This is a genomic window from Leucothrix pacifica (assembly GCF_003172875.1).
Classification (GTDB): domain Bacteria; phylum Pseudomonadota; class Gammaproteobacteria; order Thiotrichales; family Thiotrichaceae; genus Leucothrix; species Leucothrix pacifica.
Window position 1 is genome coordinate 18744 of the sequence record NZ_QGKM01000047.1, and the last position, 20864, is coordinate 39607.

Annotated in this window: 21 protein-coding genes; 15 read left to right on the forward strand and 6 right to left on the reverse strand. The window is 46.6% G+C overall.

Going from position 1 to position 20864, the window contains the following annotated elements:
* Positions 1 to 80: 80 nt before the first annotated feature.
* The 7 genes from DKW60_RS15460 to DKW60_RS15490 all read left to right on the forward strand — a co-directional run bounded on the left by DKW60_RS15460 (position 81) and on the right by DKW60_RS15490 (position 4926).
* The gene (locus DKW60_RS15460) at positions 81 to 473 is read left to right on the forward strand and encodes a type II toxin-antitoxin system VapC family toxin (RefSeq protein ID WP_109838564.1); all 393 of its coding nucleotides are present in this window, start codon (positions 81 to 83) and stop codon (positions 471 to 473) included.
* Between the two features lies 1 nt (position 474).
* Entirely contained in the window at positions 475 to 705 is a 231-nt protein-coding gene (locus tag DKW60_RS15465; RefSeq protein WP_109838565.1) for a type II toxin-antitoxin system prevent-host-death family antitoxin, read from the forward strand.
* Positions 706 to 711: 6 nt separating this feature from the next.
* On the forward strand, positions 712 to 1101 hold the full coding sequence (locus DKW60_RS15470; protein ID WP_109838566.1) for a hypothetical protein: 390 nt from the start codon (positions 712 to 714) through the stop codon (positions 1099 to 1101).
* An 11-nt stretch (positions 1102 to 1112) separates the two neighbouring features.
* Positions 1113 to 1934 (forward strand): HNH endonuclease, encoded by an 822-nt coding sequence (locus tag DKW60_RS15475; protein WP_109838567.1) that lies wholly within the window; start codon positions 1113 to 1115, stop codon positions 1932 to 1934.
* Positions 1935 to 2003: 69 nt separating this feature from the next.
* On the forward strand, positions 2004 to 2774 hold the full coding sequence (locus DKW60_RS15480) for a hypothetical protein (protein WP_109838568.1): 771 nt from the start codon (positions 2004 to 2006) through the stop codon (positions 2772 to 2774).
* Between the two features lie 53 nt (positions 2775 to 2827).
* A complete protein-coding gene (speB, locus tag DKW60_RS15485) occupies positions 2828 to 3781 on the forward strand; it encodes an agmatinase (protein WP_219988783.1) in 954 nt (317 codons plus the stop codon).
* Positions 3782 to 3921: 140 nt separating this feature from the next.
* Complete coding sequence (locus DKW60_RS15490) at positions 3922 to 4926, forward strand: TRAP transporter substrate-binding protein (protein ID WP_109838570.1); 1005 nt, start codon at positions 3922 to 3924, stop codon at positions 4924 to 4926.
* Between the two features lie 35 nt (positions 4927 to 4961).
* Here DKW60_RS15490 and DKW60_RS15495 read toward each other — a convergent pair whose 3' ends face one another.
* Positions 4962 to 8252 carry an ATP-binding protein gene (locus DKW60_RS15495; protein ID WP_109838571.1) on the reverse strand — a complete coding sequence of 1097 codons (3291 nt, stop codon included), beginning with the start codon at positions 8250 to 8252 and terminating at the stop codon, positions 4962 to 4964.
* A gap of 148 nt (positions 8253 to 8400) precedes the next feature.
* Between DKW60_RS15495 and DKW60_RS15500 the strand changes: the two genes are divergently transcribed.
* Entirely contained in the window at positions 8401 to 8889 is a 489-nt protein-coding gene (locus tag DKW60_RS15500; RefSeq protein ID WP_109838572.1) for a TRAP transporter small permease, read from the forward strand.
* The gene (locus tag DKW60_RS15505) at positions 8889 to 10166 is read left to right on the forward strand and encodes a TRAP transporter large permease (RefSeq protein WP_109838573.1); all 1278 of its coding nucleotides are present in this window, start codon (positions 8889 to 8891) and stop codon (positions 10164 to 10166) included. Before DKW60_RS15500 ends, DKW60_RS15505 begins: the two co-directional genes overlap by 1 nt.
* A gap of 10 nt (positions 10167 to 10176) precedes the next feature.
* Here the strand turns inward: DKW60_RS15505 and DKW60_RS15510 are convergent, their stop codons facing one another.
* The 5 genes from DKW60_RS15510 to DKW60_RS15530 all read right to left on the reverse strand — a co-directional run bounded on the left by DKW60_RS15510 (position 10177) and on the right by DKW60_RS15530 (position 13790).
* Positions 10177 to 10950: a tetratricopeptide repeat protein gene (locus DKW60_RS15510; protein ID WP_181389731.1), complete on the reverse strand. Its 774-nt coding sequence runs from the start codon at positions 10948 to 10950 to the stop codon at positions 10177 to 10179.
* Between the two features lie 17 nt (positions 10951 to 10967).
* The gene (locus DKW60_RS15515) at positions 10968 to 11762 is read right to left on the reverse strand and encodes a winged helix-turn-helix domain-containing protein (RefSeq protein ID WP_181389732.1); all 795 of its coding nucleotides are present in this window, start codon (positions 11760 to 11762) and stop codon (positions 10968 to 10970) included.
* Between the two features lie 108 nt (positions 11763 to 11870).
* A complete protein-coding gene (locus tag DKW60_RS15520) occupies positions 11871 to 12719 on the reverse strand; it encodes a hypothetical protein (RefSeq protein ID WP_109838576.1) in 849 nt (282 codons plus the stop codon).
* A 67-nt stretch (positions 12720 to 12786) separates the two neighbouring features.
* Complete coding sequence (locus DKW60_RS15525) at positions 12787 to 13290, reverse strand: cupin domain-containing protein (protein WP_109838577.1); 504 nt, start codon at positions 13288 to 13290, stop codon at positions 12787 to 12789.
* 119 nt (positions 13291 to 13409) lie between these two features.
* A complete protein-coding gene (locus DKW60_RS15530) occupies positions 13410 to 13790 on the reverse strand; it encodes a thiol-disulfide oxidoreductase DCC family protein (protein ID WP_109838578.1) in 381 nt (126 codons plus the stop codon).
* Between the two features lie 144 nt (positions 13791 to 13934).
* On the opposite strand from DKW60_RS15530, the gene DKW60_RS15535 reads away from it, so the two are divergent.
* The 6 genes from DKW60_RS15535 (at position 13935) to DKW60_RS15560 (ending at position 20848) form a co-directional block, all read left to right on the forward strand.
* Entirely contained in the window at positions 13935 to 14117 is a 183-nt protein-coding gene (locus DKW60_RS15535; protein WP_109838579.1) for a DUF2256 domain-containing protein, read from the forward strand.
* On the forward strand, positions 14110 to 15639 hold the full coding sequence (locus DKW60_RS15540; RefSeq protein WP_109838580.1) for a cryptochrome/photolyase family protein: 1530 nt from the start codon (positions 14110 to 14112) through the stop codon (positions 15637 to 15639). The genes DKW60_RS15535 and DKW60_RS15540 overlap by 8 nt, the downstream gene beginning before the upstream one ends.
* Positions 15640 to 15818: 179 nt before the next feature.
* Positions 15819 to 16403, forward strand: a complete 585-nt coding sequence (locus tag DKW60_RS15545) for an LOG family protein (protein ID WP_245929720.1) — start codon at positions 15819 to 15821, stop codon at positions 16401 to 16403.
* A 147-nt stretch (positions 16404 to 16550) separates the two neighbouring features.
* Positions 16551 to 17576, forward strand: a complete 1026-nt coding sequence (locus tag DKW60_RS15550; protein WP_109838581.1) for a hypothetical protein — start codon at positions 16551 to 16553, stop codon at positions 17574 to 17576.
* An 11-nt stretch (positions 17577 to 17587) separates the two neighbouring features.
* Positions 17588 to 18697, forward strand: coding sequence for an acyltransferase family protein (locus DKW60_RS15555; RefSeq protein WP_109838582.1), 1110 nt, complete (start codon positions 17588 to 17590; stop codon positions 18695 to 18697).
* A 135-nt stretch (positions 18698 to 18832) separates the two neighbouring features.
* Positions 18833 to 20848 carry an NADH:flavin oxidoreductase gene (locus tag DKW60_RS15560; protein ID WP_109838583.1) on the forward strand — a complete coding sequence of 672 codons (2016 nt, stop codon included), beginning with the start codon at positions 18833 to 18835 and terminating at the stop codon, positions 20846 to 20848.
* Positions 20849 to 20864: the final 16 nt, after the last annotated feature.

Here is a 20864-nt window from a genome sequence, read left to right on the forward strand (position 1 = left end):
TAGCATGAAAAAGTGTACATCTGTACAAATCACATTGTTTTTACTATACTTGAACATATGTACATTCATGGAAGTAAGCGATGGAAATTACAATTGACACTTCTGCTTTGATTGCTGTTATTGGTAACGAAGGTTCAAAGCAGAGAATTATCGAATTGACTGAAGGAGGTTCATTGCTTGCCCCAGCGTCAGTTCATTGGGAAATCGGTAATGCTTTTTCTGCTATGTTTAAACGACAAGTCATTAGCATAGACGTTGCTCAAGAAGCTTTAGCTGCCTATCATTCCATTCCGATTAAATATATTGATGTTCCTTTAGAGCGAACATTGCACATAGCCAAAGAATTCAATATCTATGCCTATGATGCTTACCTTATTCAATGTGCAGAACAAACAAGCAGTCGTCTTTTGACGCTGGATAAAGGGCTAGCTAGAACAGCTAAACAAATGGGTATTTCCCTATTGGAGGTTTGAAATGAAACAATTCAATTTTACAGAGGCCAGAAATAACTTTGCATCTGTTTTAGAGTTGGCAAAGCAAGAAGGTATTATTTGCATCTCTAAACGTGATGGAGAGTCATTTTATATAACACCTGTGAAATCAAAAAAGTCTCCCTTGGATATCAAGGGGGTCAATCTTGGTTTATCTGCTACTGATATTGTCTCTATCGTCAATGAAAGTAGAGAGCGAAACTATGGCTTTTAAATAATCATGTTAACAAATCAGCTTCAGTGGAACAGCAACTCATTGACTGTTTTGTGCTTCGCTTCGCTCATTGTTGCACAAAAATTCACTGAGTTACTGTCTAATAAATTCGGATTGTCGGTGGCGGCTGATAAAACACGAATGATGCGATTCAACCGGTTTCATCCGAGCCGCCAGCGCAGTTTTCAGTTTCTGGGGTTTGAGTTTTATTGGGATGTTGAACGGGGTTCACATAGCTCCACCGAAAGTGGCGAAACATCAAATACTAGTGTATCGGTATTAGTGCTCTACATGAGCGAATGGATAATTGAGGAGCCTAGTGCGGTAATTCCGCTTGCTTGGATCTGTGCGGAGGCGGTTCAGGTAACTGGCCTTTCTACCACGACGATGTATTGAAAGGTAATAGCATGGCCAGAACTGTACGAAAAAATTTTACAGATTCGCAAAAATCGGAAATCTTCGTGCGAGACAGGGGTATTTGTGCTTTTTCTGGTAAAAGTCTGTGGCTACCTGACTATGGTTTTAGCCCCACGTTTGACATAGATTGGGTTGATCATATTCTGCCTGCATCGAAGGGAGGTGGGAATGAAATCGAAAATGGCATTTGCGCCAGTTCTTTTTACAACTCAAAGAAAAGCAACAACAGCCGAGATACTGGTTACTTATTTCATAGTGGTAGGCCAACATTAGAGTTTTACAAGCATTTCGAAGTTGTTCCAATTGAAGTGGTTGATCACCTGCTTCGCTTCTCTGAGGCAGCAGTATCGGATTGGTACCTCAACCGTGCTCTTTCTAGGTTAATGTACGGGCTCGAATGGATCGTCTATCTGGAGAATGGAACGAGATATGTCCGAGATGATAAATACTATGCAAAATCATCTCTCAAGATGCTAAATACTTGGCGAAAGAAATCAAAAAATGATGCTTCTCTTGAGGAAAGAGGTTTAATTAGCGTCGATATCTCGGAAGATCAAAAACTACTTCTATCATTCCGAGAGTTGGAAACCGAGGCAGATATCTTGGATTTCATGCAAGCACACTACATTTGGTTCGGAAATGGGTTATCTGCGGTTAACGAGTTAGCGAGCGCCGAAACGGCGCAAGAGCTTCAAAATGTCGTATCAAAATATCGCTCATTGCCTAAAGTACCTAACAGAGTGGTTAACATGCTCACTGATAACCTAACTAGGCTTAGCGGTAATTTTGGGTACGCTGAAAGTGACATCTAACATCACAATAAAGTGGAACGCCTGCTTCACAGCCGACCCTCATTGAGGCGTTAGAAAAGAGTTTAGGCCATGAAATATACTTTGAGAATTATTGGAGTCATTGGAACTCTCATATTTGGGGTGGCGCTCTTTTTCACGTTAGGTGTTCCAGCTGTTGTGGAAGCTAAGGCGCAAGAATTCATAAAAAATAGAATACAAATGGAGACGAACGAGAAAATTGACTCCCTGTCTCTAGCGACCGCAGAATCACGTCTTGGCAAATTGGCTTCAAAACTTCTTAAAGAGCAGGAGGAACAAGTCTCGGTACTCAAGAAAAAATTAAAAGAAAAAACATACGAAAAAACAACAGCCGTTGTCGCTGAAATGAGTGACTTGAGTTGCGAGTGCCGTAATAAATATGCTCAACGATTGAAAACCGGCATTGAGCTACGTATTGCATCCTTGAGTGCTGCAAATTCTAAGATTCCGGACTTTATGAAAACCAAATATATGGAAGTCGCACAAAATTTAACAAAAGACTTACGGATATTTGCTGGCAGTAATTTAGCAATGTTTCTTCTCCTCTTGCTCGCTTCATTTTTGAAACCACGTGCCACTGTTCAACTGTCTGTCCCCGGAGTTCTGTTAGCCACCTCTACGTTAGTTTGTTCGTATTTCTACTTGTTCCAACAAAATTGGTTTTTCACCATCATATACAATGATTTTCTAGGTTTTTGGTATCTGGCTTACGTGCTGACTGTGTTTTTGTGGCTGTGTGATGTTGTGTTTAACAAGGCCAGAATCACTACAAGACTGATCGACGGTATTTTCAATGTATTGGGTTCTGCATCACCTTGCTAGGAGTGTTTCTAGTAACACATCGACAACCCAAATAATCACCCAAGGACACCATCATGCCAACTGATGAAAGCAGAATGTCCCAACCCCGATATGCAGGTGTTCCTACCTTTATGCGAACGCCTTATCAAACCGACTTAACTGATCTCGATATTGCTCTAATCGGCATACCATACGATGGCGCGGTGACTAACCGAGCCGGTGCACGTCATGGGCCACGAGATATTCGTGACAAATCCAGCATGATGAGAGCCATCCACCACGTCACAAAAGTAAACCCTTACGCGCTTTGCAATATTGCTGATATCGGTGATGCCACCTTTGAAGCGCTGTTTGATCATGATGCGGTGGTGCGAGATATCGAGTCGTTCTTTGCTCGCGTGCACAAAGCAGGAGTAGTCCCACTCAGTGCCGGTGGCGATCACTCCGTGAGTTACCCCATTCTAAAAGCCATCGCCAAAGATGAACCGGTTGGACTCATCCATATCGATGCGCACACCGATACTTGGGATGAGTTTCAAGGCTCCAAATTTATGCATGGCACGCCTTTTCGTCGTGCGCATGAAGACGGCTTGATTGATGCCAGCAGAACCATCCAGATCGGCATTCGCGGTGCACAAAACACTAGTGAAGGCTGGGATTATTCCCTAGCGCAAGGCATGCGCGTTGTATTTATGGAGGAGTTCACACAGATGGGTGTGGATGCAGTCATTCAGGAAGCGCGTAGGATCGTGGGCGACGGGCCGGCTTATCTGACTTTTGACGTCGATGGACTCGACCCTGTGTATGCACCAGGCACTGGCACGCCGGAAATAGGCGGCATCACTACCATTGAAGCACAGGCTTTATTACGCGGCCTGCGCCATCTCAATCTCATTGGCGCAGACGTGGTTGAAGTCGCACCGCCGTTTGATCCCAGTGGGAATACGTCATTGGTTGGCGCGACACTGATGTATGAAATGCTGTGTTTGTTGGCTGAGGTGATTGCGGATAAGAAAGCTATGAAGTGATGGCTTAACGCACCACCACCAAGTCATTCGGGCAACGTGCATCCCCACTTTTACTAGTTATGACTCCCCGAACGATTGACGAACGCACCCCCTTATAAACTAGCCTCAATACATAGAGCTTCAACAAGAGGAGAGTTAAGATGAATCAGTGTTACGTCAAATCGATGTCAATTATTGGGGTGTTGTCCTTATCCCTGTTCACACCCTTCGTGGTCAATGCATCAGAACCGACTGTGCTCAAGCTCGCCCATGTTTCAACGCTTGATGGCCCGATGGGCATTGGTGGTGAACGCTTTGCTGCAAACTTAAAGCAAGTATCCGACGGTAAAATGACGGTGAAAGTATTCCCGAAAGGCTCGCTCGGAGGCACTCGGGAGATTTGGGCGCAAATGCAGGGTGGTACTGTTGATATGCAGGTGGTTGATTTGCCTGCTATTGCTATTCTTAAGCCTGCAAAAGCAATGAAAGTAGCCGTTATGCCATATATGTTTGAGAGTCAGGCACACTTTCGCAAGTTTGCCGAAAGCGATCTGCTGGCCAGTTTAGCCAATGAGATAACGGAGAAAACCGGTATTCGCTACCTAGGCATTGTGCAAGACAGAGCCCCTCGTCTTATCTCGACCACAGGTAAGGTAGTAAAATCTGTTGATGATGTCGCTGGCCTGAAGATTCGCATTCCCGGTGACCCGGTGTTCGTTAAGCTATTTAAATCATGGGGTGCTATCCCCGTGCTGACTCGCCATTCAGAGTTATTTATGGCTTTGAAATCCGGTATGGCAGAGGGAGAGGACAGAGGCATTACTACCTTGGCAATCGCACCAATCAGAGAGTTAATAAAAACGGTTTCGCCGATTAATTGGAACCATTCCGGTGTGGCTGCATGGATCACCGAGTCTCGTTGGAAGGCCTTTTCTGATCAGGAGCGCGCGTGGGTGAGTGAGGCGATTGCGATAAGCGAGCGGGACTCTAAGAAAGACTATGAGCAAAATCTGTTGGAGGCTCGTAAAAAGCTCTTGGACATGGGAATGGTGTTTCAAGAGATCGATGTCGAAAGCTTCAAAGCTGCCAGCAAGGACTTCCATAAGGAGTTCAAGGATGTTTGGCCTGAGGGCACGGTTGAAGCCATTAAGGCAATGGCAGAATAGTGAGGACAGTTAGGTCTGGAGTATCAGTCAAAAAATTAGTCAGGAGGAGCGGCAAGCAAGGACTGCGCTACCGCTAGTGGTGCGAAGTCCGCTGAGATTTGCACCTTCCCAATAACCTCTCTGAGTTGTTGCAGGTCAGCGTGTGTCGCAAGGCCTTGCACCTGTAGGTAGTTGATTTTATCGACCAGCGCTTGCACCGTGTACATCAGTGCTGATTGATTGAGCGAGGTTTTAATGGATAAATCATACAGCCGGATTACCATTGCAGGTGTTGCATTCATGGCCGCCAGAATATTCCCTCGCATGCGATAGGTATCGGCTTTACGGTTAGGCACACGGGTGAGCCGGACTGCCTGAATCCCTTTTGAATTATAGCTCAAGGCCTTATCCAGCTGTTGTGTGGAGTAGTACATTTCGGCCAGTGTGCTCAGCCAAAATGATTGCAATATATTGCTCGCCATCACTGACTTATTCATTTTGATTGTCTGTTTTAGTGCGGTGATCGCTATGTCCGTGTTACCTCGTTTCCATTCAGCCCAGTCACAAAAGAACTTTCCCAGACTTTCGACTTCAGGGAGGTTTTCTTGCTGTCCTATAGCGATGATGGTCTTTCCGGCTCCATCTGAAATAGAGGGTTGGTTTCTAAGGAGGTTAATCTTCCCTACCCACATACACACCATGGCCCGAAACTGGGGAGCACCCACGCAATGCGCGTGATCATAGTCATGTTGAATGGCAGAAAGCGCATCTTCAAAGCGCCCCATCATATAGAGCACCTGAATGCGTATTTTACTTAGCATGGCCAATGACCAGGGAGGGCGGTATCGATCTAGCTTGCCTTGTGACTCAGCGTGTCGGGCAAGGTTTAAACCCTCATCTAAACACTGAAATGCTTCGGGTAGTTTGCCTAATTGGTACAGCACAAAGCCACGGGATTTATAGGCTTCAATGATGTTAGCGACATCTCCTGTATCGCTCGCGGCGGACTGTTGAAATGCGGTTAAGCGCAATGCACGATAGGTTTGATAAGAAAAGGTAGCGGTTACCCTGAGTCTGAACACAGTGAGCCAACGCGTCTGTGGATCTTTAACGTAGGGCAACAGCGTTTCCATTTCCTGGCAAGCCTGCAGGGTGTGTTTGCAAGCATGGCCTTGTTTTAGGGAGTGCGCATAGGATAGGGCAGAGAGTATTTTCATCTGTTGATCTGCCCGGTCAGCAATCGGTGCCGTCAGATCCATGAGCTGCAAACTGCGTTTGCCATAGGCGATGCAGCGGTCTATCGCCAGTGTCATTTTTGTTCTGTCCAGCGCGCGCTCGTACCAGTCCAGTGCAGCTGGCGTGTTACCTGATTTTTCGTAGTGATTGGCGATCTCTCCAGCGAGGTTGTCTGTTTGGTCCGGATTGAGTGTTTCCAGCGCTTTGGCAATCTGCCCATGCATGATGCGTCGTACAGGTTTACTGAGTGATGCGTAACAAGCCTCCCGTAAGCTGTCATGTCTGAAGTCATAATCACCATGACCAATTTCCCGGAGCATGCCGCGTTCCCAGAGTGCATCCAGCGCATCAATAAGTTGGCTGTCTGTAAATTGGGTCAGTGCCTGAATCAGTGGGAGTGAAAATTGCCGGTTTATCACCGAGGCACGTTGCAATAATTGCTGCGCTTGTTTATCCAGCAAGCTAATGCGACGTTGTAACATACGTGAGATGGTCGGTGCAGCACCCGCGATATGATTATTGCTGACTGCTTGATCTGTATTGAGTAAGTGTTTGACGGATTCAATCAAAAATAAGGGATTCCCCCGGACAGAACTGAAAATTTTATCCGGATCTATCATCGCGATACCCGCTTGTGAGCACTGCGCCAGCTGATTGTTGATCAACTCGAAAGACTCTGCGCGGTTTAGGTAAGACAGTTGCTTGACCATGACTTGCGGGGAAAAGCTGAATTCATCGATCAGCCCGGATATGGGGTTAACACTGTCCATTTCCTCCGACCTGACGGTGGCCAGAAAGATGACCTTGGCACCCTTTTGATGGCTCAAGAAGTAGTGTAGCCAGCTAAAGAAGTCACCATCGGCCCACTGCAAATCATCAATGTACAGTAGCAGCCGCGCTTGTTGATCGGTGTAGTAGAACTCGGCCACGGTACAAACGATATTGCTGAGCGCCGCAAAGATGGCGTCTTGTGAGCGTAGGGTTAGCTTGTTTGCTTTGCTTGGTTCTGCTGTAGTGGATGCCAGTTGCGGAAACATCTGTTGTATCGTGCTGTTTTTGAGTTCGTCAGTCTCTTTGCATGCATTCAAAAAATACGGGTTAGACAGCCAGTCTTTAAAAGGACCAAAGACAGTATCAACCCGGGCAGGGTGGCATGCGGTACTGACTTGTATTATTTGTTTCAGTGGCTCTGCAGATAGGACTTCATCAGCCAATCTGGATTTCCCAATGCCGCTTTCACCGGTGAGAAATGCGATGCATGGTACATCGATTATTGGGTCTTTAATAAAATCAGTTATCTCAGCGACAGTGTTGGCTCGCCCGATCAGTGCTGAGTCGGTTGCGCTTGCAAATGATTTCGTGGTGTCGACATCGTTGTGCGAGGCGTTTTTTGAGACCAATCGTGAGTATAAATTCTGGATACGCTCGTTGGGTGAGATGCCGAGATCTTTGTGTAATACAGATGCACATTGATGATAGGTATGCAGCGCCATCGCTGAGTTACCGGATGCAATATAGGCTTCCATAATGGCTAAATAAGCGGTCTCCAGATAAGGGTCAAACGACAGTTGTCTTGACGCGATACGGATGATTTGTTCCGAGACATCGAGGCCTTGAAGTACTGTAATTAAATGCTCAGAGAGGGAGTTCCATTGGCGGTGAAGTGCTTCACGTTTAACGCAGATCCATTCATCCGACATGCCAGCTAGTAGTGGGTCACGGTATAAAGCGACAGCCTGTAGGCCGAGCGAAGACTTTTGGGTGGTGTCTTGTTCGGCATTAAAGTCTTGGTAAAGCTGACCAAATTCCTCAACGTCACAATGGTAGTCATCGGGCTTTTGCCAGGTGACCGTATTTTTGCTGGCGGTGATACACTGATTAATCAATGGGTGGGTGTGTTTTAGTGCGTGGAGTTCTCGCCGTAAGTTAGTACGGGCCTGACGTTCGGAGATGTCCGGCCACAGTGTTCCAGCTAGTTCTGAACGGGAAACCGCTGTCCCAGCATGCAGTACCAGGTAGATAAAAATTGATCTGACTCTCTGTCCGCGTAACTCCTCAACAGGCACACGATCAATAGTGACTTGTAAATCGCCTAACAAGCTTATGCGCATTTTTGCATTCTAAACTAAACTATTCTTATGCATTAGCTTAGTATGTATTCTCGTGTTTGGCTGAAAATATGGTGTTATTATGTCTTTAATGTAGTCAATTTTGGATAAAAGGACTGATAGTGGCTAAAATTTATATCACTGAATCTCTATGAATATCGCCAGCGTAAGACGGCAACTCATTACGATAACATCATACCTGTTAGGTTTTGTGCTCTGCTGTTTGGTGCTTTTAGAGTGTGTGGAGGTTGTACTGCGTTATGGGTTTGCCACCACTTTGATTTGGGCAGCCGATGTCTCGTCTTTGTTGTTGCTCTCCTTGGGTTGGTTGGGAGCGGGGCATCTTTGGATCGCCAGAAGTCACTTGGTGGTTGATATTTTTCAGGGGCGTTTTCCTCACTTTTTGAGGTGGACCAGTGCGTTGGCTGAAGTGGTCGTCTTAGTAGGTATTATCTGGTTAGCACCTAAGTTAATGGATACGGTATCCATCTATACCGACATGGTGATGCCCGCGATTGATCTGTCTGCTTCCGTTCGTTTCGTACCGTCAATGATTGGGCTGTTGCTGATTTCACTGGGGGCAATACTCAATTTATTAGACTGTGTATTGCCTACAAATCAGGCAGAGGTAAATACCTGATGGACGGCTTATGGTTGATCATTGCCGTGTTTATGATCGTCGCCATTTTGCGCTTACCTATTTTTCTATCGATCATTTTATCAACGGTCAGCTACGCATTAGTGTATCCGGATATGCCTGATATTGCGTTGGTGCAGACGATGTTATCCGGCCTTGATCGCTCGGCCTTTGCCGCAATTCCTTATTACTTTTTGCTGGGTTCGGTCATGAGTGCCGGGGGGATGGCTACCCGGTTATTGCGACTGGCACGTGCGCTATTTTCATGGATTAAAGGTGGGTTGGCGCACGTCAATATCGGGACCAGCATGTTGTTTGGGGGGATATCCGGCTCGGCCACGGCGGATGCCTCTGCCATTGGCGCGCTAATGATTCCTGCCATGAAAAAAGATGGTTTCACCCCTGCTTATGCAAGCGCGGTCACTGCATCCTCAGCGGCAATCGGACTGCTGATTCCTCCGTCTATTCCGATGGTGTTATTTGGTTTGTTTAACAATGTGTCCGTCGGTGACTTGTTTTTAGCAGGCATTGTGCCGGGCGTATTAATGGCTGTTTACCTGTCAACTGCTGCATGGTGGGTTGCCAGAAAAGGGCAGCATCCACAAGCGAAATGGTCTGGCTGGCGTGAGGTGTGGCAAGCGTTGAAGAGCTGTATTTTGGTACTGGTATTACCCGTTCTGATTACCTTTAGTTTGTCCACAGGTGTCGCTACGCCAACGGAGGTGGGGGCGATTGCGGTGGCTTATGCCGTGGTGATTAGTGTGTTTGTGTACCAGGATATTTCATTAGGCACTTTGATGAAAACCATTTGCGCCTCTGCGGCTGAGAGTGCCCAGATTCTTAGTATTATTGCCGTGAGTGGTGGTGTGTTATGGATCTTCGCCAATATGGGGGCGGCAGATGCCTTGATTAATCAAGTGGCAGGCCTGCAGCTTTCCCCAACACAGTTGTTATTAGTGATTTCCATGATGCTGATTCTGGCCGGTACGGTGGTTGGGCCGGGGTTATTGCTGATACTCGTGATACCGCCGTTTACGGCGCTGGCGGTGAGTAATGGTATTGATGTGTTGCACTTTGGTGTGGTGGCGGTGTTCTCGTCTGCGGTTAGTTTGGTGACGCCGCCAGTTGGTATATTGCTGTTTTTGACGGCTAGTCAGTCCGGGGCTAGTGTTATGGCGATATTAAAGGAGATGGTGCCGTTTTATATTGCGCTGTTGTTGTTGTTGATGTCGTTGATTTATTTTCCGGTGTTGTCGTTGGGGATTGGACAACTGCTCTGAAAATGTTAGATCATGGCAAGCCAGCCTTAGCCAAACTCTCAAGCCAAAAACGGCGGTTTTCGGGATGATTTTTACTCCCTTCAAACTTTTTCCTCATCGCTGCAACACTGAGCTTGCCATTTATTTTCAAGGCGCTTTGTATGCTTTTTTCCGCGTCTTTCGTTCGATCAAGCTGGGCAAAATTAGCCGCTCTCATTAGGTGGTAATACATACGCCAAGTATCCGTGGTCAGTGCAGCACTCATACCACGGGTGGCCTCCAGAGAATGCTCGAAGGCTTTCAGATGAAACAAAATATGCACCTTATAAAAGTACATATTTTGCAGTCGTGGATCACGAGGGCTGAGCTTTATCGCTTGCTCAATTTCAGGTAACGCTCTGTCCTGATGACGAAACCAATCCAGAGTATGTGCCAACTCTAGGCGAATATTGGCATTGCTTGGATTTAACTCGGCAGCTCGTTCAAGATTGGCGATAGCTCGTGTTTCGTCACCCGTATATCGATACACGTAACCCAATGCGGCATATGCTCCCGGATCATTGGGGTCAAGCCGAATAGATTGCTCGGCAGTATCAATGGCTTCTTGCAATGTAGCTTCTTCATCCTTTGTCCATTGATAAAAAAACTGCACACCTTTTGCACGAGCAATCTCACCATAAGCTGCAGCAAAATCAGGGTCTTTCTCTAGTGCTTTTTGGCTCCATTGAATCGCTTCGTGTTGCGAGTCTTTATTGTAAACAGCCTGAACCGAACGAGCTTTGTGATAAAAAGCCCAAGCGTCCAAATCTTCTGGTGGTTTTTTCAGGTTTTCTCCGCATCAGCCCTGACAATCTCAGGCACTAGTTGTCCTGCAAGCTGATACGCTAACTCGTTTTGCAATCTATAGAGCTGTGCTCGTTGCTGATCAAACTTACCAGACCACACTAATTGTCCAGTCGCGGTATTCACCAAATTTGCAGAAATCCGCACTTCTTCCCGTTGATAACGCATGGAACCGTCCACAATGTATTGAGCGCCTAATGCCCTGCCGATTTGTTGAATGGTTTGTGCTGCCTCATCGAATTGAGTACTGGAGTTGCGTACAATCACAAATAAGTCCCGGTAATGAGATAAGCTGGACGCTAACTCTTCAGTAAACAGTTGTGTCTGGTCTTGTTGGCCTGTCTGTTTAAAGTTAAGAATAGCGATACTGGTTTTACCGGATAAGGGAAGCTGATGTTCTTGATGGTCGGACCACAAACTATTGAAAAGCCATATCACTCCAATCAGAAAAGGCAGTAGGAGCGCAAATTTCAAACGCCATGTGTTATCAGACGCTGCTTTTTCTGGTTCTGAGTCCTGATATAAATTTGAAGGCTCCTGAGTGCTGACTTCGGCTATGAATTGAAAACCACGTTTTGGCAAAGTGCGAATATATTTTTGTTGTCGCCCGTCATCCCCAACCGCTTTGCGCACAGACTTAATGCAGGTATTAAGTGCCATATCCGAGACCACACGACCACTCCAGAGTTTATTGATCAGTTCATCTTTGGAGACTACTCTGACTCTGTGTTCAATTAGATAACAAAGTACCCGAAATACCTGTGGTTCGAAAATGCTGGTGTTTGATGTAGAGAGTTTTACTGAGGGAAACCCTAATCGTTTTTAGGGAATGCGATATTTATAGCTAAAGTACCGCCCGATACTTTATCGGGCGGTCAAAAGTCACAGATTGACGCAGCGTTTAACAGCTTCCTTTTCAATTTTATTGATTACTGGTTTAGCCAGATTTAAAGACGCAACATCTGTTGTGTCTGCTACAGTACCAATGGCTGTTTCACATATGTATCGTTTTATTTTTGCTCGATTGACAGCGCCGAGTCTTTTTTTGCCAAACAAACCATTTACCCCCCAGACAGTATTAGAAAGTCTGGCAGACCAGCTGTTGCATTTACTCTTTCCGAACCACCCTAAATCAATGCCAAAAGTACGAGGGCAATAGGTCATGTCGGCTTTCACCTTGGTATTGTATAGAGCTAGGGGCATTCCTGAATAGATTTTTTTACCATGGTTCCCACCTCTGACAACCCAGATATAATGTGGTTTATGATCATCATCTGCAAGATTAATCCCACCAGCTCTTCCTCTTCTTTTATAACGAAGCCATCCATAAGGCTTTAAGTTAAGAGCTACTACATCGCCGTAGCGTAATTGGCCATTACCTTTTTGTCTTTTGATGAGTACATTATAAGTCTTAGAGTTAGAAGCTAACCAACCAAGGTTAGCTGCTCGACTATGGGGTCTATTTTGACGCATTATGCCTCTACCGTTTGCTATATTTATCAATCGATAGTGATTACCACTCAGTAATTGCCTACCATCTTTACTGGCTTTAAATTGCCATTGCATCGCATGAGGTTTGTTTTTCGCATTGCCGACTATTTGAAAGGATATTGCTTGTTTCGCTATTCTAATAGCTCTACTGTCCTCAGCTATTACCTTGCTATTTAACGCAACAAAAGACATGCCAATTAAAAATATTTTAAATATTAAGTTCTTTTTAGTAATACTCATACCAACTCCTGATTAATTATTTCAATTTTGCTAGTGGACACCATTAACTATGCAAATTTGCAGACCATTACTCTTTACCCAATGGCGGACCAGTGAATACCTGACCATGATCCTTAGATATTTTTTCTAGCTCTGGCATTTGATCAGGTATTTTTAAATCCACCGATGCACCAAAGAATCCTTCAAAGCCACCTGGGGTGACGACCACGAGAATTTTCCCGCCCTCATCTCCCGTGAATTTGAAAGTATGTTCCTTGCCTTTGGGGGCAAAACCAGCTTCGCCTGCTTTGATCGTGGTTTTCTCTCCATCAACTAGTACTTCTGCTTCACCTTTCAATACATAGAAAGCTTCATCAGCATCTTCGTGGATATGCCTTGGAGGGCCTTTTGGGCTATCCATTTCGACAGTGAACATTCCAAAAGCTTTATCCGTGCCATCTTTATCCAGCACGACGTGGATCTTGTCGCCGTTCCATTCAATTGGGTCGTGTGCTACGGCAAGATGAGCCATTAGAAATGCAGATACGCAGCTGATAGAAAACAGTGTTTTAACTAGGGGTAAACGTTTCATATTCTTATCTCCTTCACATATTTATTAACGTGTCAGGAGTAGTTTGACAAAGCAGCGTTCGTCAATCGTTCGTGAGAAATGAGGAGGTGTCAGGAAAAGAGAGTTAGGAAAACTGAAGACTAAGCCCGCCCCGTTATCTTCAATCGATACTTAGCAAACAAGCGATACCCAAACTTGGCAATCTGATTAAACACCGGCAGCTTCACCAGTGGCACTAAGCGTCTGAAATAGGGTAGGCGCTGCCACACCAAAATAAACCCATCGACGCCCGTTTGCATGCCGTTTTCATCCATCACATGAATCTGATCCATGGCTTGCTGATGCGTAATACCAGCCCGTTCCAGCGCTTCTTTGTCATGATTAATATCCACCCACTGAATCGACTGATCCTTATCGAGTTTCTTCATGGCGTTTATTTCCAGATTGCACAGCGGGCAGTCGCCATCATGAAAACACACGACTTTTTGAGTGGATTCCTGAGGCATAGCGGGTTCTGACATGACGTTTCCTTTATGGCGATTTGTTGAAGCGATGAGCCAATGAATCGCCGGAATTGACGTTACATCGACATGAACAGATTTAGCCTAGCATGAATGCTTTGAACACCGATCAATTCGATCAATTTTGAAAAGGTAATTCACCCAATGGCTCACCACAAGACGACCCTTGCTGAGAAAATCTGTCCCGTTTGTGATCGTCCGTTTAGCTGGCGTAAAAAGTGGGCGAAGTGCTGGGAGGAGGTGCGCTATTGTTCGGAACGCTGTCGCCGGAATCGCCCCAAAAATGCGGATAACTCATTAACGCAACAGGAGTCGGATCATGCGTAGATTATTCATTATTCTCGGTGATCAGCTGGATCGTGAGTCCCTGATATTCAAACATGCGGATCGTGAGCAGGATCACTTTTGGATGGCTGAGGTCGCGGAAGAGTCCACGCATGTTTGGTCACATAAACAACGCACCGCGCTATTCCTATCGGCCATGCGTCACTTTGCGCAGTGGTTAAAAGGTGAGGCTTATCCACTGACGTATCTGGCGATGGACTCACATGAATTTCCATCCTTAAGTGATGCGCTGGGCGACTTTTTGAGTGAACATCAGCCTGAAGAAGTGTGGATGGTCAAGCCGGGTGATTACCGTGTATTCAAATCGCTGGCAGAGACTTGCAAGGCACACGATACGGACATCAAACAACTGCACGACCAGCACTTTTTATCCACGCCTGCTGAGTTTAAGCAATGGGCCGATGGCAAGAAACAGCTGCGTATGGAGTACTGGTATCGTCAGCTTCGCAAACAGTACAAGGTGCTGATGTCGGATGACAAAACACCCGAAGGCGGCAAGTGGAATTACGATCAGTCCAACCGTAAATCGTTTGGCAAAGACGGGCCGCAGAAGGTGCCAAAAACATTGGAATGGCCTCAGGATGATATTACGAAAGACGTCATTGTTTTGGTAAATGATCGTTTTGCTGATCACCCCGGTGAGCTGGAGTCATTGCACTGGCCAGTGACACCTGAGCAAGCCGAGCAGGCCTTGGCACGTTTTCTGGATGAGGCATTGCCTCAGTTTGGGGATTATCAGGATGCCATGTGGACAGGTGAGCCATTCCTCAATCACTCGCTGATTTCTGCGGCGATGAATCTGAAAATGCTGCACCCCATGACGGTGATCGAGCAAGCGGAATTGCGTTACCACCACGGCGATGCGCCACTGGCTGCGGTGGAGGGTTTTATCCGACAAATTCTCGGTTGGCGTGAATATGTGCGAGGTTTGTATTGGCTACACATGCCGGACTGGTTGGAGATGAATGCACTGGGGGCCAAACAGGATTTACCAGACTTTTACTGGACGGCAGAGACGGATATGACCTGCCTGCGCGAAAGTATTGGCCAAACTCTGAAGTATGGCTACGCCCATCATATCCAGCGTCTTATGGTGACGGGTTTATTTGCGCTGGTGTACGGCGTTGATCCGAAGCAGGTGCATGAGTGGTATTTGGCGGTGTATGTGGATGCGGTGGAGTGGGTGGAGCTGCCCAATACGCTGGGCATGAGCCAGTACGCGGATGACGGAATTATGGCGTCCAAACCCTATGCCGCGAGTGGGCAATACATCAATCGCATGAGTAATTACTGTAAGCATTGCAAATACGATCCAAAGCTCGCAGTAGGCGATAAGGCATGCTCGGTGACAACGCTGTATTGGGACTTTTTGGATACACATCGCGAGCGTTTGGCAGCGAATCCGCGTATGGGGTTTATGTTGAAAAATCTGCAAGCAAAGTCATCAGAGGATATTGCCGCGATTAAAGCGCAGGCGGTGACGTTTCGGGAGAGAACGTCTTAGTTTTTTGTGATGCTGGTTGGTTGTAACGATAACAACTCTACATTGGGTTTTCAGGGCGCTATTTTCATCAAAATTTTCATCAAACAAGGGTTATGATTCCATGATTGACAGGATTAGCCTGCTATCTGTGCTAAAACCTCACCAGCTAATATTCCTTTAAAAACACACGGACAAAGAATATGATGAAAAGAATCTGCGTTTACTGCGGCTCCAGTATGGGCAAGAAACAGGAATATGCCGAGGCAGCTAAAGCCTTAGGCCAAGCCCTGGTCGAGCGTAATATTGGTTTAGTCTATGGCGGTGCCAGCGTCGGCATTATGGGCTTAATCGCTGACACGGTTTTATCGTTAGGTGGTGAAGTGATCGGCGTAATCCCGCAAGCCATTGCAGATAAAGAGATCGCTCACACCGGTTTAACTGAGTTAAAAGTCGTTGCCAATATGCATGAGCGCAAGGCAATGATGGCGGAGTATTCGGATGGATTTATCGCACTTCCCGGTGGTATGGGAACGCTGGAAGAGTTGTTTGAAGTGCTGACTTGGGGGCAACTAGGTTTTCATCAAAAGCCCACCGGTGTACTGAATGTGGATGGTTACTACGATCATTTGATTGCGTTTTTAGAACATGCGGTGGATCAGGAATATCTGAAAGCCAACCACTTGGATATGTTGCAGAAGGCGAGTGAGCCGATGGCATTGCTGGATTTATTACGTGATTATCAAGCGCCTGCGGTTGGCAAATGGGTTGATCGTAAGGATCTGTAAATAAAGCTTGAACGAGACGATGGAGCTGATGACTGGGAGGTGTGTCGGGTAAGTGTTCAGGGTGGACTAATCGTCAAAACTCTAAGATTAGGGATAGCATATTTAAGCTGTATTTCCTAAATTCATCGCCCACTTAGAGTCTCGTTCATGTTTGCGCTACCTCAGTCATCGTTTCGTACCCCGTTGTTTGATCTATTCTTTATCGTGCTGATTCCCTTATTAGGGATGACGGCAGCGCTGATCGCCAGTGTCAGTGAGATAACATATGAAATGGTGCTGTCACTGAACCTGTTTTTCCTTGGGTATCATCATGTTATTTCGACTTACACCCGCTTGGGTGTGTCGCAACTCAATAGCAATGAAACACGATTTTTAACCTTAGTGCTGCCTTTTTTAGTGCTGGCCTTTGTTGCCGCCTGCGCACTGTTCGATGAGATTTGGTTGATCCCTACCATTTATTTGCACTGGCAGTGGTGGCACTACACACGCCAGAGTGAAGGTATTTCTAAAGCCATTCGTTTTAAAACAAAAAGCTGTGAGGGAGGCGATGAACGGTTTAATCGTTTGGTGTTTTACGCGATTCTGGTTGCTGCGTTTGCGGTGATGTCGGCCAGAGATCCTTCGACCTTTTTGTTTATTCCTATCGAAACACTGCCAATTCCAATGTCCTTAGCGATAGGCTTAGTGGTCGTTGCTGTTGTACTTCAGTTGGCTTGGTTGTGGAATCAGTTTCAGGCATTGAAGCAGGGCACTTTATCGCTACAACACTTCGGTTATTTACTGAGCCACCACATTATTTATTGGCTGGCCTATGCGGTCGTCACGAATATCAATATTGGTTGGTTAGTCATTAATGTTTGGCACAATTCGCAATACATCGCCTTTGTCTGGCACTTCAATACTCAACGGTTTAAAGACGGATTCAGTCGTAAAAATCCGGTTTTATCGTGGCTCAGTCAGGCCGGTAAATTACGAACGCTTTGCTACTTTAGCGTCTGCCTGATTGCAACTTATTACTTCTACAGCGGTATCGACTGGTCTATTCGAACCATGTCGGATTACACCGCTTTACCGCTGGTGGTCATCGCTTATCAAACTATTAATTTTCATCATTACATCGTTGATACGATGATCTGGAAGCTGCGAAAACCGGCGGTGCGCGACAATATCTAAGGGCGTTTGTAATGACTCCCGCATCGGCTCAATCCAGCAGAGTTAATGCACTAGCGGGTGTCAGGGCGCTCGCTATCATGCTGGTATTATTTCGTCATGGCATCGAGGCAATAACGAGTAAATTTGAGATTGATGAATCTTCTCGAATCGTCAATTTTTTGTCCAATGGATGGAGCGGTGTTGACCTGTTTTTTGCTTTAAGTGGTTTTTTGATTGGCTATCATTTACTGCTGAGGTGGCCCGAAAATAAGGCTGATTTCAAACCCTTTTTAAAAAGTTACGCAAAGAAGCGATCCCTGCGAATATTGCCCGTTTATTGCGCCGGTATCGCCTTAGCGATTTTCTTGCCAGACTGGATTTATCAATTTCCCAGCACCGATATTACTTATGATTTGCTGATTCACAGCATGTTCTTACAAGATTATATGAATGCTAATTTCATCGTTTCGTTGTGGAGTTTAGCGACAGAAGTGAAGTTTTATGTGATCGCACCCTTCATTCTGCTGTTTTTCAAAGACAAGGCTGGTGGATACTTTCTGGTGGCTGTCGTTGTATTGATGGTCTTAATTTTATATTCACAAATCACCACGCTACTTCAGGCAGACTGGACGATGATGTACGGGCATTTCTTCTGGATATTGAGAGCGCCGTTTCATTATGCGGTCGGTGGATTATTGTTGGGGCTTGGTATCGCGCTTCTCTACGTGCGGCAAGGGTTTCCAAAGTGGATAGTGAATCATGGAAACAAGCTCAGCTTTGCGGCTATTTTCCTGTTGATAGCTGTGCTGTCATACGAGCCGTATATGGTTGATGGTACACACTGGATTAGGGTGCTGGGTGTGCTTCCGGTGGTCAGCGTCTTGTTCTGTAGCTTGCTGGTTGGGGCGATTTATTCTAAGGGAGTTTTGAATGCCATTTATTGTTCCGGGATTAGTCGTTTTTTATCCGGCATTTCCTACCCGCTTTATGTGGTGCATATGCTGGTGATTCCGCTGAGTTTGGAATGGGCAGCTTCGATTGCCGAGTTTCTGGTTCTCTATTTTATATCGAGTATGGTGTTGGCTTATTTGATGCATCGCTTGATTGAGAGACCTTTTTTGAGAGTTAAGGATAGATTTTAAGTATGTGACTGATGCGTTAATAATCGAAAATGGTTTAGGTTTTTGATCAATAGGGGCGATATATATTGATTGATGTTGCCTTGCGATGGCGATTAAATAACGACAACCCAAACCATCACTCACGAGACCATAGCAATGAATAAAGACCCCTTATTCCAGCCGCTTCAGTTAAGTCATCTCACCCTAAAAAACCGCATTATGAGCACTAGCCATGCGATTGCTTACCAAGAAGACGGCAAGCCCAAAGAGCGCTATCAGGCCTATCACGAAGAAAAAGCGCGCGGCGGTTTGGCGCTAACTATGTTCGGTGGATCGTCTAATATCGATCTCGACAGTGCGTCAGTATTTGGTCAGTTATATGTCGGCAATGACGATATCATCCCGTATTTTCAGGCGTTTGCAGAGCGTATTCACCAGCACGACACGGCGTTGATGTGCCAAGTCACCCACCTTGGGCGTCGCTCATCAGACAGTGGTGATTGGTGGCTGCCGACCATTGGCCCAAGTCGCAGCCGTGAGCGTTTGCATCGTGCGTTCTGCAAGGAAATGGATATTCACGATATTCGCAGGGTGCAGCAGGCGTTTGTGGATGCTGCCAGACGATGTCAGCAAGGCGGTCTGGATGGTATTGAAATCATGGCAGGCTCGCACCTGGCGGGGCAGTTTCTAGCACCAAACACCAACCAGCGTAGCGATGCTTATGGCGGTGACTTTGACGGTCGCTCGCGCTTCTTGCGTGAAACTCTCACCATGATTCGCGAGCAAGTCGGGCCGGAATTCCTGATCAGTGTGCGCATGCCTTGTGAGGAGAAAGACGGCGGTGTCGGGCTGGAAGACTCTTCTCATCTTGGAAAATTATTGGCGGAGGAGGGGCTGGTTAATTTCCTCAATGTCTACTTCGGGCGAATGGATGCCGAGGACTCGCTGGCGGATAATCATTTACCTGGAATGGCGGTGGCTTCAGCTCCATTTTTGGAAAAGGCACGCGACTTCAAACAAGCAGTTCAAGTCCCCGTCTTTCATGCCACGCGTATCGCCGATATCGCCACCGCTCGCTATGCCATTCGCGAGGGTGTGATTGATATGGTGGGTATGACGCGTGCGCACATTGCTGACCCGCATTTGGTGAATAAAATGCAGCGTGGTGAGGAAGATCGCATTCGCCCTTGTGTCGGTGCAACGCTGTGCTCAACGGACTATCGGGTGTGCATTCACAATGCCGCGACGGGTGTTGAGCAAACCATGACACATACTATTACGCCGGATGTCACGGAGGCTAAAAATGGTGATGTAAATGCTGCAGCAAGTGCCGGTGTAAGTGCTGATGGAACTGCTGATGCAAATACTGATGTAAGCGCTCATAGAGGTGCGGATGTAGCACAGGCTAAAAAAGCGGTTGTCATCGGCGGTGGCCCCGCCGGCATGGAAGTCGCAAGAGTACTGGCATCCCGTGGACACTCCGTCACCTTACTGGAAGCGCAATCGCAACTCGGCGGGCAAATTCACCTCGCCGCACAAATCCCATGGCGTAAAGACCTGATTGGTATCGCCGATTGGTTATCTGAAGAGCTCACACATCTGGGCGTGGATATCCGATGCGATACCTATGCCGAAGCAGAGGATGTGTTAGCGCTGAACCCCGATATCGTGGTGGTTGCCACGGGTGGCCTGCCGGATATGGATGATATCCCCGGTATGGAGCTATGTTTAAGCAGTTGGGATGTATTGGGTGGTGATCCGGTCAATGGCAAAACGGCATTGGTATTCGATGAGACCGGACGTCATGCTGGCTCAGGTGTTGCGGATTATCTTGCGGAAAAGGGCCTGAGTGTCGAGCTAGTATCCGTCGATGGTTCGTATGGTCGCGAACTCACCGAGACGGACATCATTGTGCAGCGGCGACGATTTGCCAAACAAGATGTGACAGCCACTTTTGATACCGAATTATTAAGCGTGGAGCGTGATGGCGCACAGCTAAAAGCTAACCTGCGAAACCTGCTAACAGGTGGCACCTTCTCGCGCTCGGTGGATGTGATCATCACAGAACGAGGCACTGCGCCAATGGATGAGCTATACCACGAGTTGGTAGCAGATTCATTGAATCAAGGCGTTGCTGCAGGGCAATCGCTTGAAACCACCCAAGGAAATTAGGCATAAAGGAAGCTTT

Bases quoted from the DNA above. Each gene is read 5' to 3' on its own strand.
- DKW60_RS15460 (WP_109838564.1), top strand. From the start codon at position 81: ATGGAAATTACAATTGACACTTCTGCTTTGATTGCTGTTATTGGTAAC.
- DKW60_RS15465 (WP_109838565.1), top strand. From the start codon at position 475: ATGAAACAATTCAATTTTACAGAGGCCAGAAATAACTTTGCATCTGTT.
- DKW60_RS15470 (WP_109838566.1), top strand. From the start codon at position 712: ATGTTAACAAATCAGCTTCAGTGGAACAGCAACTCATTGACTGTTTTG.
- DKW60_RS15475 (WP_109838567.1), top strand. From the start codon at position 1,113: ATGGCCAGAACTGTACGAAAAAATTTTACAGATTCGCAAAAATCGGAA.
- DKW60_RS15480 (WP_109838568.1), top strand. From the start codon at position 2,004: ATGAAATATACTTTGAGAATTATTGGAGTCATTGGAACTCTCATATTT.
- speB (WP_219988783.1), top strand. From the start codon at position 2,828: ATGCCAACTGATGAAAGCAGAATGTCCCAACCCCGATATGCAGGTGTT.
- DKW60_RS15490 (WP_109838570.1), top strand. From the start codon at position 3,922: ATGAATCAGTGTTACGTCAAATCGATGTCAATTATTGGGGTGTTGTCC.
- DKW60_RS15495 (WP_109838571.1), bottom strand. From the start codon at position 8,252: ATGCGCATAAGCTTGTTAGGCGATTTACAAGTCACTATTGATCGTGTG.
- DKW60_RS15500 (WP_109838572.1), top strand. From the start codon at position 8,401: ATGAATATCGCCAGCGTAAGACGGCAACTCATTACGATAACATCATAC.
- DKW60_RS15505 (WP_109838573.1), top strand. From the start codon at position 8,889: ATGGACGGCTTATGGTTGATCATTGCCGTGTTTATGATCGTCGCCATT.
- DKW60_RS15520 (WP_109838576.1), bottom strand. From the start codon at position 12,719: ATGAGTATTACTAAAAAGAACTTAATATTTAAAATATTTTTAATTGGC.
- DKW60_RS15525 (WP_109838577.1), bottom strand. From the start codon at position 13,290: ATGAAACGTTTACCCCTAGTTAAAACACTGTTTTCTATCAGCTGCGTA.
- DKW60_RS15530 (WP_109838578.1), bottom strand. From the start codon at position 13,790: ATGTCAGAACCCGCTATGCCTCAGGAATCCACTCAAAAAGTCGTGTGT.
- DKW60_RS15535 (WP_109838579.1), top strand. From the start codon at position 13,935: ATGGCTCACCACAAGACGACCCTTGCTGAGAAAATCTGTCCCGTTTGT.
- DKW60_RS15540 (WP_109838580.1), top strand. From the start codon at position 14,110: ATGCGTAGATTATTCATTATTCTCGGTGATCAGCTGGATCGTGAGTCC.
- DKW60_RS15545 (WP_245929720.1), top strand. From the start codon at position 15,819: ATGATGAAAAGAATCTGCGTTTACTGCGGCTCCAGTATGGGCAAGAAA.
- DKW60_RS15550 (WP_109838581.1), top strand. From the start codon at position 16,551: ATGTTTGCGCTACCTCAGTCATCGTTTCGTACCCCGTTGTTTGATCTA.
- DKW60_RS15555 (WP_109838582.1), top strand. From the start codon at position 17,588: ATGACTCCCGCATCGGCTCAATCCAGCAGAGTTAATGCACTAGCGGGT.
- DKW60_RS15560 (WP_109838583.1), top strand. From the start codon at position 18,833: ATGAATAAAGACCCCTTATTCCAGCCGCTTCAGTTAAGTCATCTCACC.